Origin of the sequence: Pseudomonas aestuarii (assembly GCF_027988105.1) — a bacterium.
Taxonomy (GTDB): Bacteria; Pseudomonadota; Gammaproteobacteria; order Pseudomonadales; family Pseudomonadaceae; genus Aquipseudomonas; species Aquipseudomonas aestuarii.
Map to the genome: position 1 here is coordinate 548,385 of NZ_JAQJZJ010000002.1, position 12,903 is coordinate 561,287.

A 12,903-nucleotide genomic window follows, 5' to 3' on the forward strand; every position below is an offset into this window, starting at 1 on the left:
GCGCTCTGCGGCGCAGCGTGCAAGGAAAACCATCATGGGTTGCCGTTGTGGCTGCGGCCCACCGACGCCAGGGTCGGTAGGCCGCCCGTGCTTAGAGCAGCTTCCAGGTGTAGTTGAAGATCAGGCGGTTCTCGTCGACGTCGGTGCGGTAGTTGGAGCGCGCGGCGACGTTGCGCACCTTGACGTTCAGGCCCTTGAGCGAGCCGCTCTGCACCACGTAGCCGATGTCCAGATCGCGCTCACGGTCCTTGCCCTCGAAGCCGCGGCCGGTGTCGACGTTGTCACCCTTGAGGTAACGCACCCCAGCGATCAGGCCCGGCGCGCCCAGAGCGGCGAAGTCGTAGTCGTAACGGACCTGCCAGGAGCGCTCGTCGGCGGAGGCGAACTCGTAGGTCGGCACTTCGTTGCCCAGCGGGCTGACATTGGCGAACACCCGCGGCAAACCGTCAGCGCCGAACATCGCCTGGTAACCGAGGTAGACCGTGTGGCCGCCGTACTTGGCCGACAGCAGGGAGAACGCCGCCTGGTTGTCCAGCTTGCCGAGCAGCTGCTCGCCGTCTTCGGCCGAGTCGAAGTAGCCGAGGCTGGCGCCGAGCACCCAGTCGCCAACCGGCTGGCTGTGTTTGAGGCTGAAGTAGCGCTGGTTGTAGAGGTCTTCGAGCTGGGCATACCAGGCGCCGACCGAGGTGCGGTTGCCGTTGAAGCTGTAGTCGGCCCCGGCATAGTTGAAGCGGTCGCTGGTGATCAGCTTGCCGGCACTGCGCCGCGGCGCATAACCGACGAGGACACCCATTTCCCCATCGCCGGCCTCGTTGCGCAGGCTGGTGGAGCGCAGCTGGCCGGCCTGCAGAGTCAATCCAGCGATCTCGTTGGAGACAATACTCGCCCCCTGATAGGTCGGCGGTAGCAGGCGGATATCGCCGAAGTAGAGCACCGGCAACATGGGCTGCAACTCGCCAACCTTCAACTCGGTCTTCGACAGCCTGACCTTCACGGCGGCGCCCAGACGGCTGTATTCATCGGCCGCCTTGCCCTCGTCGGTTACCGGCAACAGGCCGCTGTTGACCCGATCGCGGCTGCTGTCGAGCTTGAGCCCGAGCAGGCCCACGGCATCCACGCCGAAACCCACGGTGCCCGGGGTGTAGCCGGATTTAACGTTGAGGATGAAGCCCTGCGCCCACTCCTCGGCCTTGGATTGCTGGTTGGGCCCTTCGATATCGGCGTAGTCACGGCTGAAGTAGTAGTTACGCGCTTGCAAGGTTGCGCTGGTGTCTTCGATAAACCCGCCCGCCTGCACCATGGCTGGCAGACTGAGGGCAACGGCGAGGGACAGCAGGACCGGCTTTGCATGGGGATAGTGAGTCATCGTTGTGCTCTTTGTTGTTATTGAAGTTGTGCTATTGCGCCACCCTTGCCGGGAGCGAACCCGGCAACGCAAGTGGGTGGTGTGACTACCGCCGCGTCGACTCCTCGGCAGACGTGGCGGCAATGCTCATGGGCCGAAGGCGCCTAACCGCTTGCCTGCTCCTTGGCCAGATTGCTGCTAGGCAGCGGCGCGGCGACAGGCGCGGCTTTACCCCGGACGCTCAGCAGTAGGTGGGCGGCGAGGCCGAACATCAGCCCCCAGAAAGCCGCCGACAGGCCGAGAAAAGACATGCCTGATGCCGTCACCAGAAAGGTGATCAGCGCCGCTTCGCGGTCGTCCGGCTGGGCCATGGCGCCCGCCAACGCACCGCCAATCGCGCCGAACAGCGCCAGTCCGGCCAGGGCGGCAATCAACTCCTTGGGAAAAGCCGTGAACAGCGACACCAGGGTGGCGCCGAACAGGCCCAGCACCAGGTAGGCCAGGCCACCGGACACGCCGGCGACATAGCGTCTGGACGGGTCTTCGTGGGCTTCGCGGCCGGTGCAGATGGCCGCGGTAATGGCCGCCAGGTTGAGGCCGTGGCAGGCAAAGGGCGCCAGCAGCAGCGAACCCAGGGCACTACTAGTGATGATTGGGCTGGCCGGGGTCTGGTAGCCGGCATTGCGCAGCACCGCCATGCCTGGGACGAACTGGCCGGTGAGGGCCACCATCACCAGCGGCAAGGCGATATTCAGGCTGGCCGCCAGGCTGAACTCGGGACTGATCCACACCGGCGTGGCCAGGCCGATGACCAGTGCCTCCTGGCGCAGATCGCCAGTGGCAAACGCGATCGTGCAGCCGACCAGCAACACCGCCATCACCGCATAGCGCGGCAATAGACGCTTGACCACCAGGTAGCTGGCGAACATCGCCAACACCAGCAGCGGCTTGCTTTGCAGCGAGACGAACAGACCGGTGCCGAAACTGAACAGGATGCCAGCCAGCATGCCGGCGCCAATTGCGGCGGGTAGCTTGCTGATGATGCGGTCGAAGGCGCCGCTGATGCCGACCAGGAAGATGATCAGGCTGGCGACTATATAGGCACCGACCGCTTCATTGAGACTGATCTGCGGCAGTAGCGCGACCAGCAACGCCGAGCCCGGTGCCGACCAGGCGATGATGATCGGCACGCGGTAACGCAGGCTGAGACCGATGCCGAGCAGCGCGCTGCCAATCGAGATCGCCCAGACCCAGGACGACAGCACGGCATGCGACAACCCAGCGCTCTCGGCCGCCTGAAATATGATCACCAGGGGGCCGGCGTAGGAAATTACGGTGGCAATGAAGCCGGCCACCACGGCGGACAAAGAGCAATCGTTGATCAAGGCTTTCATGGAACCTCGCTGCAAGGCGCATCAGGCCATCCGTGACACGCAGTCCGGATCGCTCTTGTTATGGGTAAAGCAGGCCAGGCGAGCCGGCGGCAGCCCTGGGGCCGCCGCCGGCCAGTCACATCAGGCTTGTTGCAGGGCGCGTGGACGCTTGCTGCGCTGCTCGGCTTCGGCGACCGGGGCCATCTGCAGCTGGAAGTCGAACTGCAGTTCGGCAAAGCGGCTGCCCTGCACACCGCGATCATTGGCGACGGCGGCGTCCTCGACGAAGGTGATCTCGCCGACCAGGCCTTCGCGGGTGGCGTAGGCAAAGTCGTCCCACAGGTACTGCTCGCCCGCCAGGTTGATCTGGGTGGTCAGGTGGCGATGGCCCGGGGCGGAGATGAAGAAGTGAATGTGCGCCGGACGCTGGCCGTGGCGGCCAAGCAGGTTCAGGCACTCCTGGGTCGGGCCGTCCGGGGCGCAGCCGTAGCCGCTGGGTACGATGCTGCGGGCGCGGTAACGGCCGTCGGCATCGGTGACGATGCGCCGGCGCAGGTTGTACTCGGACTGGCTCTGGTCGAAGTAGGAGTAGTTGCCCTGGGTGTTGGCGTGCCACAGGTCGACCACCGCACCGGCCACCGGTTGGCCCTGGGTGTCGCGCACCACGCCTTCGAGGAACATCACGGTGGCACGATCCAGCTCGCTGCCGTCGTCCATCCGCACTTCGCCTTCGGCCATGGGCGCGCCGGCGACATACAGCGGGCCTTCGATGGTGCGCGGAGTGCCACCGGTCAGGCCAATCTCGGCATCCTTGGCGTCCTGCAGGATGTCGAGGAAGTGCTCCAGGCCCAGGCCCGGCACCAGCAGGCCGGCTTCATTGCGCCCGCCCAGGCGGTTGAGATAGTCCACCGTGTGCCAGAACTCGTCGTCGGTGATTTCCAGGTCTTCGATGATCTTCGCCGCGTCGTTGATGATGCGCAGCATGATCTGCTTGACCCGCGGGCTGCCCTGGTCGTTGTTGAGGCCTGCGGCCTCGTTGAACAGGCTCTGGATTTCGGCAGTGTGGCTAACTTTAACGGTCATGGTGGTGTCCTCGTTTTTTGTTCTAGGGCTAATCAAAGGTCGTCTTCACGGATCGATGAGGGATGCCGGCACAGCGGCGCGACCTCAATGTCCATGTAGGGAAACAGCGGCAGCTGCATCAGGGTGTCGTGCAGTTCCTGCACGCTATCCAGGTCGAATACGCTGTAGTTGGCGTACTGCCCGGCGATGCGCCACAGGTGGCGCCACTTGCCCTCGCGCATCAGGCGCTGGGCCAGTTCCTTCTCATCCGCCTTGATCTGGGCGGCCTTGGCCGGGTCCATGTCCACCGGCAGTTTTACGGTCATCTTCACGTGGAACAGCATGGGTACATCTCCTCTGCTGACGGCTTGTTTGCCAGTGGATTAGGGGCGGCGAAAGAACGCCAGACGCTCTTCATTCAGGCTCAGGCCGAGGCCCGGCGTGCGCGGCACATGCAGCTGGAAGTCGCGATAAACCGGCGCCTCATTGACGATTTCTTCGGTCAGCAGCAAGGGGCCGAACAGTTCGGTGTGCCAGGTCAGCTGCTTGAGGGTAAGAAAGGCGTGGGCCGAGGCCAGGGTGCCGATCGAGCCCTCCAGCATGGTGCCGCCGTACAGGGCGATACCGGCCGCCTCGGCGATCGCCGCGGTACGCAACACGGCCCGCGGACCGCCGTTCTTGGCGATCTTCAGGGCGAAGATGCTGGCGGCGCCGTCGGCGGCCAGGCTGAAGGCGTCTTCCACGCTTTCGATCGATTCGTCGGCCATGATCGGCGCCGGGCTGCGCTGATTGAGGCGCACCTGACCGCTGCGGTTGATCCGCGCGATCGGCTGCTCGATCAGGTCGATGCCGTTGTCGCCGAGCACCTGGCAGGCACGCAGGGCCACCGACTCGTCCCAGGCCTGATTGACGTCGACGCGCACGCTGGCGCTGTCACCCAGGGCGCGCTTGATGGCAATCACGTGCTTGAGATCCTCAGCGACCTCGCCCGCACCGATCTTCAGCTTGAAGATGCGGTGACGGCGAATCTCCAGCATCTGCTGGGCTTCGGCGATGTCCTTGGCGGTGTTGCCGCTGGCCAGGGTCCAGGCGACTTCCAGGCTGTCGCGTACGCGGCCGCCGAGCAGCTCGCTGACCGGCAGGCCCAGGCGCTTGCCCTGGGCATCGAGCAGCGCGCTTTCCAGGCCGGACTTGGCGAAGGTGTTGCCCTTGGCGGCTTTGTCCAGACGCTGCATGCAGGCGTTGATATTGGCCGCGTCCTGGCCGATCAGCAGCTGCGCCAGGTGGCTGTCGATGTTCTGCTTGATGCTTTCCGGACTTTCGTTGCCATAGGCCAGACCACCGATGGTGGTCGACTCGCCCAGGCCCTCGATGCCGTCGGCGCAGCGCAGGCGGATAACCACCAGGGTCTGCTGCTGCATGGTGTGCATCGCCAGTTTGTGCGGGCGGATGGTCGGCAGATCGACGATGATCGCCTCGATGCTTTCGATCAGGGAGTGGCTCATTCAGGCTCCGGTAGGGTCCGCAGGTTGGGGTCAGGAAACCGTGGCCGCCGGCAGCGCCGCGGCATTGCTGCGCTGGCTGCTGATGGCGAACACGCTCATGGCAAGGGCGGCGATGGCACCGGGAATGGCGAACGCCAGGAAGTTGAGTTGCAGCGGCAGGTTGATGCCCAGCAGCGCGCCACCGAGCAGCGGGCCGACGATGGCGCCGTTGCGGCCGATGCCCGAGGCCCAGCCGAGGCCGGTCGAGCGGATCGACAGGCCGTAGAACTGCGCGGCGCAGGCGTACAGCAGGATCTGCGTGCCGATGGTGGTCGCGCCGGCCACACCAATTAGCAGGTAGAGCAACGGCGTCGGGCTGTTGAAGCCGAGCAGGCTGATCGACAACGCGGCGGCGGCAAAGAACACCACCATCACCTTGGCCAGCTTGAAGCGGTCACCCAGCCAACCGCCGAGGATGGCGCCGGCCATGCCGCCGAAGTTCAGCGCTAACAGGAACGAAAGGCTCGAGCCCAGGCTGTAGCCGGCGTTGGCCATCAGTTTCGGTAGCCAGGAGCTGAGCGCATAGACCATCAGCAGGCAGCAGAAGAACGCCACCCAGAGGCACAGTGTGTGCAGCAGACGGCCCCCGCGAAACAGCTCGAACACCGAGGCCGAGCCGCCTTTCACCGCCGCCAGGCTCAAGGTGTCGTCAGCCGCGATGGCCCGGTTCGGGTCGACCCGCCGCAGGATCGTGCGGGCTTGCTCGGTACGCCCCTGGCGCACCAGGAAACCGACCGACTCTGGCAGGAAGCAGAGAATCAATGGCAGCAACAGCAGGGGTAAGGCGGCGACGAAGAACATCGACTCCCAACCGAAGCGCGGCAGCATGTACATGCCGACGCCCGCCGAGAGCATGCCGCCGAGCGAGTAGCCGCTGAACATGATGGCCACCAGGGTGCTGCGCAGTTTCTTCGGCGCGTACTCGCTCATCAGCGCCACCACGTTGGGCATCAGGCCGCCACAGCCGAGCCCGGCGATAAAGCGGCAGATGCCGAACTCGGTGGGATTGCTGGCAAAACCGTTGACCAGAGTCGCGCCGCTGAACAGTAAAAAGCACAGGGCGATGCCCTTCTTGCGCCCGATCTTGTCGGCCAGGGTGCCGAAGGCCAGGGCACCGAACATCATGCCGAACAGCGCATAGCTACCCAGCGCGCCAGCCTGCAGCGGGGTCAGCCCCCACTCCTGCATGATTACCGGCAGGACTACGCCGTAGATGAACAGGTCGTAACCGTCGAAAATCAACAGTAGCGCGCACCACAACATCACCATCCAGTGATAGCGATTGAAGCGCGCGTTATCTATTACCTCGTGTACGTCAATATTGCGCATGGCATCGGTTCTCTCTTTTGTTTTTGTTGTGAACAGCGGGTTGCAAGGGATAACGGCGGTGCTCTGGGTAGGCTCGTGTTCAGCCCAGGTCACCGCCACCCACAGGCAGGGTCACCCCGGTGATGTAGGCGGCATCGTCGGAAGCGAGGAACAGAATTGCCCCGGCCTGATCGTCGATAGTTCCGTAGCGCTTCATCAGGCTGCTGCTCACGGTCTGGTCGACGATCTGCTGGTACCAGACCTTTTCCTGCTCGCTTTGCTCGGCGCCGTTGCGCGGAATCCGCCGTGGCGGCGCCTCGGTGCCGCCCGGGGCGGTGGCGTTGACCCGGATGCCGCGCTCGGCGGTCTCGAACGCCAGGCACGCGGTCAGGGCGTTGACGCCGCCCTTGGCCGCGCCATAAGGCACGCGATTGACCCCACGGGTGGCAATCGAGGAGACGTTGACGATGGCGCCGCTGCCTTGTTCGAGCATCTGCGGCAGTGCGGCGTGGCAGCACCACAGGGTGGGGAACAACGAGCGCCGCACTTCGGCCTCGATCTCATGCGCCTGGTAGTGCTCGAACGGCTTGGCCCAGATGGTGCCGCCGACGTTATTGATCAGGATGTCCAGGCGACCGAAACGCTCGAGCGCCGCGGCCATTACGCGCTGACACTCGGCGAACTGCTCGAGGTCTGCGGTCAGGGTCAGCACTTCGGCGACGCCGGCCAGCTCATCGGCCAGTTCATGCACCAGCTCGGAACGATCGACCAGCAGCAGCCGCGCGCCCTCCTCGGCCATGCGTTCGGCCACGCGGCGGCCGATGCCCTGGGCGGCGCCGGTGACCACGGCGACCTTGTGTTGAAAACGCATACTCATAGTCCCGACCTCGATGATGGCTGGCGGCACATCGGCGACCAGTGGGCGCGGGCTCCGGCCCGCGCCGCGAATAAAACAGGCCCGCCTAACCGGCAAGCGGACCAAAGGAGCCCTTAGGCGCTGGCGGCGAACTTCTCGTAATAGAAGTTGGCCGGCTGTACGCCTTGTTCGCGGATGTAGCTGCTGACCGCCTCGACCATCGGTGGCGGACCGCACAGGTAGACATCCACATCGCCGTCGTTGAGATGCTTGGGCGCGATGTGCTGAGTGACATAGCCCTTCAGTGGATAGCTACTGTCCGGGCTGGCCACGCAGGCGCTGTAGGTGAAGTTGGCAATGCGCGCGGCCAGGGCCTCGAGCTTGTCCATCTCGACCAGGTCGAAATCGTTGGTCACCCCGTAGATCAGGTGCAGCGGATGTGCACTGCCCTGCTCGGCAATCTTTTCGAGCATCGCGGTGAACGGCGCCAGGCCAGTACCGCCAGCCAGTAGCAACAACGGGCGCTTGATCTCGCGCAGATAGAAACTGCCCAAGGGACCGGCCAGGGTCATGCTGTCGCCGGCCAAGGCCCGCCCGGTGAGGAAGCTGCTCATCAACCCACCCGGCACGTTGCGGATCAGGAAGCTGACTTCGCCGTCCTTCTGCAGGGTGCTGAACGAATAGGCGCGGCTCTGCTCGCTGCCCGGCACCTGCAGGTTGACGTACTGGCCTGGGAGGAACGCCAGCTTGCTCAGCGCCTCGCCCTTGATCGACAAGGCGATGGTGCTGTCGGAGAGCTGACGCACTGCGCTGATCGCCGCCTCGTAGCTGGCCTGCTGGGTCTTGCACACGTCGCTTGCGGCCGGCACGCGCACCACGCAATCGCTTTCGGCGCGCATCTGGCAGGTCAGCACATAGCCCTGCTGGGCTTCTTCTTCGCTGAGGGCGTCTTCGACGTATTCCTCGCCAAGGTCGTACTGACCGGCTTCGGCGAAGCACTTGCACGCACCGCAGGCGCCGTCGCGGCAATCCAGCGGGATATTGATGCCCTGGCGATAAGCCGCATCGGCGACGGTCTCACCGAGGTTGGCGTCAATGAAACGGGTAACCCCGTCTTCGAAATTCAATGCGATCTTGTGGCTCATGGCGCACCTCGCTATAGCTACTCTTGGCGATTTCTGAGCGCAGACAACCCGCTAGCGGGAGGATCAACCTCCCACCGGCAATCGCTGCCCGAGCTCCGAAGCGGCTGGTTAAATGTGGTAAACGTCGATGATCTGCCGCACGTAGTCGTTCTTCAGCACCACCTGCTTGGCCTTGATCAGCGGGTTCGCTCCGCTGGTGTCGAGGGTGTAGAAGCTGGTGCCGTAGAAGTGGTCGACGACCTTGTAGCGAAAGCTCATGGTGTGCCAGTTGAAACGCAGCTTGCACAGGCCATCGGCCTGCTCGAGCAGCTCGATGTTGCTGATGTTGTGCGAGGTGCGCGTATCCGGAATGGTGGCACTGGAGCGTTCGGTGCGGATGCGGAACACCCGGTCTTCCAGGCCACTGCGGTTGCCGTACCAGATCAGCGAGATCTCGGTCTGGGGGTTTTCCACCAGCTGGTCGCGGTCGTCCCAGGCCGGCATCCAGAAGGTCGCGTCACTGGCATACAGCTCCAGCCACTCGTCCCACTGCTTGTCGTCGAGGTAGCGCGCCTCACGGTAGAGGAAGTCACGCGCGGCTTCGTATGTCAGGCTCATTTACGCGCCCTCCACGTGAATCAGTTGATCTTGCTGTTCCTGCAGGGCCTTGATCATCTGCTGCTGCCAGTAGTGATGCTGCAGCACGAACAGGCCTTCGTCCTCGGTGCGCACACCGCTCATCAGCGGATGCAGATCGATTTCCTTGGCCGACTCATCGGCGCCCTCGACCCAGTGCTCAGAGCCACGGGACATGTCGTTCCACTCCATGGCGCGACCGGCGAAGCCCTGCTGGCAGGCGCGGAACTCTTCCAAATCGTCTGGAGTAGCCATGCCGCTGACATTGAAGAAGTCCTCGTACTGACGGATACGGCGGGCGCGGGCATCGCTGCTCTCGCCTTTCGGCGCGATGCAATAGATGGTCACTTCGGTCTTGTCCACCGACAGCGGCCGGGCGATGCGCAGCTGCGAGCCGAACTGATCCATCAGGTACAGGTTCGGGTACAGGCAGAGGTTGCGTGAGTTGCCGATCATCCAGTCGGCTCGCGCTTCACCGAACTCGCTGGCGAGACGATCACGCTCGGCGAACATCGGCCGGTCTTCCGGGTTATCCCAACGGGTCCAGAGCAGCAGGTGGCCGTTGTCGAAGGAGTAGAAACCACCGCCCTTCTTGCCCCAGCCACCGGCGCTCATGGCGCGGATATCGTCGCCGGCTTCTTTCAGCTTGCGCTGCTGCTGGGTGGCGGCGTAGTTCCAGTGCACGGCCGTCACGTGGTAGCCATCGGCACCGTTCTCGGCCTGCAGCTTCCAGTTGCCTTCATAGACATAGGTGCTGGAGCCGCGCAGTACTTCCAGGCCATCGGCGGACTGATCGACGATCATGTCGATGATCTTCTTCGACTCGCCGAGGAAGTCCTCCAGCGGCGCGACGTCTTCGCGCAGGCTGCCGAACAGGAAGCCGCGATAGGATTCGAAGCGCGCGACCTTCTTCAGGTCATGCGAGCCGTCGCAATCGAAGCTGTCCGGGTAACCCGCTTCCTTGGGGTCCTTGACCTTGAGCAGCTTGCCCGAGTTATTGAAGGTCCAGCCGTGGAACGGGCAGGTGTAGGTGGCCTTGTTACCGCTCTTGAAGCGACAGAGCATGGCGCCGCGATGGCTGCACGCGTTGATAAAGGCGTTGAGCTCACCGGCCTTGTTGCGCGCGATGAAAACCGGCTGACGCCCCATGTGGGTGGTGTAGTAATCGTTGTTCTCGGGGATCTGGCTGTCATGGGCCAGATACAACCAGTTGCCCTCGAAGATGTGCTGCATCTCCAAATCGAACAGACGCGGGTCGGTGAACATCTCGCGCTTGCAGCGGAAAATGCCCTTGTCTTTATCTTCTTGCAGCAGGCCGTTCAGGTAATCGAGTCGCAGGGTCATCGCCATGGCTCCGTTATTATTGTTTCAACGGAATCAAGGCTACGACTCAGGACTGTCCGACAATATCCAGTTTGTACACGACCTTTATCCGTTTTCTGCAGGGCGGAGAAAACGGATAGACGCTATGAGCAGGGAGCAGGGAGAGGGAAGCGGGAAGACGCTAGCACGTAGGGCGTACTCGCGAAGCAGTACGCCAAGGGGCATGCGGTGATGCGGCCAACAGACGGCTCAGCCGCGCCGGCGCAGGGTGTCCGAGGGCAATTCGCCAAAGGCGCTCTTGTAGCTCTCGGAAAAGCGCCCGAGGTGCAGGAAGCCGTAATCCAGCGCCACCTCGGTGACGTTACGCACCTTGGCGGTCGGGTCGATCAGGCAGGCATGCACCTTCTCCAGCTTCTTGGCGCGGATGTAGTGCTTGGGCGTGGCGCCGGCATACCGCTCGAACAGCGCGTAGAGTGAACGCGGACTTATGCGCACCACCTCGGCCAGCTGTTCCAGGGAGATGTCCTGCTTGAGGTTGTCCTCGATGTACTGGGCGATGCGCTCGAACGACGGGCAGCTTTCGCCCAATTCCTCGCGACTGACGTTGTTGGCCAGCAGGCCGAGCAGCTTGGTGGCGATGATCCGCGTGTACTGCTCCTGCACCAGGGGAATCTGCTGCGCGCCTTCGGCCTCGTCGCAGACCAGACCGAGCAGGTTGATGAAGCCGTCCAGCTCGCTGAGATCGTGGCGTGCACCGAAGCGGATGCCGTCGGCCGGCCGGCGCCAGTGGTTCTCGCTGCAAGCGCGATCGAGAAAGGTCGTGGGCAACTTGACGATGAACTTCTCGCAGTCGTCCGAGTAGGTCAGGTCGACCGGATCGTCCGGATTGATCAGCAGCAGCTCGCCGGGGGTGAAAAAGTGCTCCTCGCCCCGCCCGCGCCACAGGCAGTGACCCTGCAGGAGGACCTGCAGGTGGTAGATGGTCTCCAGGGCCGGCGAGGTGACCCGTACACTGCCACCGTAGCTGATCCGGCACAGATCCAGGCTGCCGAAGGTACGGTGGCTGAGACTGGCCTCGGGCCGCCCGCTTTGGGGCAAACGAATGCAATGCGCGCCGACGTGCTGATTCACGTAATCGGAAACCGCATAGGGGTCGGCATTGTGGAATATCCGACTTCTCTCATTAAGCAGACGACAGTCCATAACTCAGGTGCTCTTATATTTTTTATGGCGCTGAGGATCGGCACAAGCAAGGCATCCGCCCTCACCTCTTATAGATACAGGCAAAACAGCCATACAGCAGCCTGCACCGATCAACGGTCAACAGGCGCCAGCCACATCGGTCGCTGCGCCGGGGTCATTGAGAGTGATAGCGACAGCTTAGTGAATTCGAACAAGAGCCGGATGCTCAGTGCGCGATAACCGCACACATTCGCTCAAGGCTGGAGTTCCTGCGCGTGGCTCACAATGGCTTGAACAACTGACCGCTCAACTCGCGGCTGGCATTGAGCATGATCGGCAGGAAGCGCTGCTCCAGTTCGCGGGCGGGAACCCGGCCGGCGTGGGTACTGACGTTCATCGCTGCCAGCACATGCCCTGAAGAGTCGTACACCGGCACGGCCAGTGAACGCAGCCCTTGCTCCAGCTCCTGATCGACCAGGCACCAGCCCTGCTGACGCACCTGTTGCAGGCACTCCCAGAGGGCCTCGGGGGTGTAGAGGGTGCGACTGGTCTTGGCTTGCAGGTCGGCGTGGTTAAGGTAGTCGCGCAGGCTGTCGTCGTCGAGCGCGGCGAGGAGAATCCGGCCCATCGACGTGCAGTAGGCCGGCAAGCGACTGCCGACACTGAGGTCAACCGAGATCAGCCGCTGCGGAATCGCCGAACGGGCAATGTAGAGCACCTGCTCGCCTTCCAGGGTGGCCAGGTTGCAGGCCTCGTGCAGTTGCTCGCTGATCCGGTCGAGGTAGGGCTGCGCCGAAACGGCCAGGGGCGTAGACGACAGGTAGGCATGGCCGAGGGTCAGCACCTTGGGCAACAGCGAGTAGGTACGTCCGTCAGTAGTCGCATAGCCGAGTTTCATCAGGGTGTAGAGACAGCGACGCACCGCCGCGCGAGGGATCTCAGTGCGGTGGCTGATCTGCGCGATGGTCAGGTGGCGCTTGCGCTCCTGAAAGGCATTGATCACCGCCAGGCCGCGCGCCAGAGAAGTCATGAAGTTCGGATCGCCGCTGAGATCGGCGATGCGTTTGGCCGGAGAAACATACGCCGGCGGCACCAGACCGGACGGTGATAGATGCGCCTCGTTCATACAACCTCCTGAGCAGATGGGTGC

12 protein-coding genes are annotated in these 12,903 nt (G+C 63.5%); all 12 read right to left on the reverse strand.

Annotated elements, in window-relative coordinates; genetic code table 11:
• Positions 1 to 91: 91 nt before the first annotated feature.
• The 12 genes from PH586_RS06430 to PH586_RS06485 all read right to left on the reverse strand — a co-directional run bounded on the left by PH586_RS06430 (position 92) and on the right by PH586_RS06485 (position 12,879).
• Positions 92 to 1,366 (reverse strand): OprD family porin, encoded by a 1,275-nt coding sequence (locus PH586_RS06430; RefSeq protein ID WP_271346927.1) that lies wholly within the window; start codon positions 1,364 to 1,366, stop codon positions 92 to 94.
• A 143-nt stretch (positions 1,367 to 1,509) separates the two neighbouring features.
• Positions 1,510 to 2,739 carry a benzoate/H(+) symporter BenE family transporter gene (locus PH586_RS06435; protein ID WP_271346928.1) on the reverse strand — a complete coding sequence of 410 codons (1,230 nt, stop codon included), beginning with the start codon at positions 2,737 to 2,739 and terminating at the stop codon, positions 1,510 to 1,512.
• Between the two features lie 120 nt (positions 2,740 to 2,859).
• Positions 2,860 to 3,801, reverse strand: a complete 942-nt coding sequence (gene catA / locus PH586_RS06440) for a catechol 1,2-dioxygenase (RefSeq protein ID WP_271346929.1) — start codon at positions 3,799 to 3,801, stop codon at positions 2,860 to 2,862.
• Between the two features lie 32 nt (positions 3,802 to 3,833).
• A complete protein-coding gene (gene catC, locus PH586_RS06445) occupies positions 3,834 to 4,124 on the reverse strand; it encodes a muconolactone Delta-isomerase (protein ID WP_271346930.1) in 291 nt (96 codons plus the stop codon).
• 39 nt (positions 4,125 to 4,163) lie between these two features.
• Complete coding sequence (locus tag PH586_RS06450) at positions 4,164 to 5,285, reverse strand: muconate cycloisomerase family protein (RefSeq protein WP_271346931.1); 1,122 nt, start codon at positions 5,283 to 5,285, stop codon at positions 4,164 to 4,166.
• Between the two features lie 30 nt (positions 5,286 to 5,315).
• Positions 5,316 to 6,653, reverse strand: coding sequence for an MFS transporter (locus PH586_RS06455; protein WP_271346932.1), 1,338 nt, complete (start codon positions 6,651 to 6,653; stop codon positions 5,316 to 5,318).
• A gap of 79 nt (positions 6,654 to 6,732) precedes the next feature.
• On the reverse strand, positions 6,733 to 7,509 hold the full coding sequence (locus PH586_RS06460; RefSeq protein ID WP_271346933.1) for a 1,6-dihydroxycyclohexa-2,4-diene-1-carboxylate dehydrogenase: 777 nt from the start codon (positions 7,507 to 7,509) through the stop codon (positions 6,733 to 6,735).
• Positions 7,510 to 7,622: 113 nt separating this feature from the next.
• Entirely contained in the window at positions 7,623 to 8,633 is a 1,011-nt protein-coding gene (gene benC / locus PH586_RS06465) for a benzoate 1,2-dioxygenase electron transfer component BenC (RefSeq protein ID WP_271346934.1), read from the reverse strand.
• Positions 8,634 to 8,741: 108 nt separating this feature from the next.
• Entirely contained in the window at positions 8,742 to 9,230 is a 489-nt protein-coding gene (gene benB, locus PH586_RS06470) for a benzoate 1,2-dioxygenase small subunit (RefSeq protein WP_271346935.1), read from the reverse strand.
• The gene (gene benA / locus PH586_RS06475; RefSeq protein ID WP_271346936.1) at positions 9,231 to 10,592 is read right to left on the reverse strand and encodes a benzoate 1,2-dioxygenase large subunit; all 1,362 of its coding nucleotides are present in this window, start codon (positions 10,590 to 10,592) and stop codon (positions 9,231 to 9,233) included.
• 228 nt (positions 10,593 to 10,820) lie between these two features.
• Positions 10,821 to 11,774, reverse strand: coding sequence for an AraC family transcriptional regulator (locus PH586_RS06480; protein ID WP_271346937.1), 954 nt, complete (start codon positions 11,772 to 11,774; stop codon positions 10,821 to 10,823).
• Between the two features lie 259 nt (positions 11,775 to 12,033).
• Positions 12,034 to 12,879, reverse strand: coding sequence for an IclR family transcriptional regulator (locus PH586_RS06485; protein WP_271346938.1), 846 nt, complete (start codon positions 12,877 to 12,879; stop codon positions 12,034 to 12,036).
• Positions 12,880 to 12,903: the final 24 nt, after the last annotated feature.

Excerpts from the sequence above, each read along its gene's own strand:
- PH586_RS06430 (WP_271346927.1), bottom strand. The coding sequence starts at position 1,366 with ATGACTCACTATCCCCATGCAAAGCCGGTCCTGCTGTCCCTCGCCGTT.
- PH586_RS06435 (WP_271346928.1), bottom strand. The coding sequence starts at position 2,739 with ATGAAAGCCTTGATCAACGATTGCTCTTTGTCCGCCGTGGTGGCCGGC.
- catA (WP_271346929.1), bottom strand. The coding sequence starts at position 3,801 with ATGACCGTTAAAGTTAGCCACACTGCCGAAATCCAGAGCCTGTTCAAC.
- catC (WP_271346930.1), bottom strand. The coding sequence starts at position 4,124 with ATGCTGTTCCACGTGAAGATGACCGTAAAACTGCCGGTGGACATGGAC.
- PH586_RS06450 (WP_271346931.1), bottom strand. The coding sequence starts at position 5,285 with ATGAGCCACTCCCTGATCGAAAGCATCGAGGCGATCATCGTCGATCTG.
- PH586_RS06455 (WP_271346932.1), bottom strand. The coding sequence starts at position 6,653 with ATGCGCAATATTGACGTACACGAGGTAATAGATAACGCGCGCTTCAAT.
- PH586_RS06460 (WP_271346933.1), bottom strand. The coding sequence starts at position 7,509 with ATGAGTATGCGTTTTCAACACAAGGTCGCCGTGGTCACCGGCGCCGCC.
- benC (WP_271346934.1), bottom strand. The coding sequence starts at position 8,633 with ATGAGCCACAAGATCGCATTGAATTTCGAAGACGGGGTTACCCGTTTC.
- benB (WP_271346935.1), bottom strand. The coding sequence starts at position 9,230 with ATGAGCCTGACATACGAAGCCGCGCGTGACTTCCTCTACCGTGAGGCG.
- benA (WP_271346936.1), bottom strand. The coding sequence starts at position 10,592 with ATGACCCTGCGACTCGATTACCTGAACGGCCTGCTGCAAGAAGATAAA.
- PH586_RS06480 (WP_271346937.1), bottom strand. The coding sequence starts at position 11,774 with ATGGACTGTCGTCTGCTTAATGAGAGAAGTCGGATATTCCACAATGCC.
- PH586_RS06485 (WP_271346938.1), bottom strand. The coding sequence starts at position 12,879 with ATGAACGAGGCGCATCTATCACCGTCCGGTCTGGTGCCGCCGGCGTAT.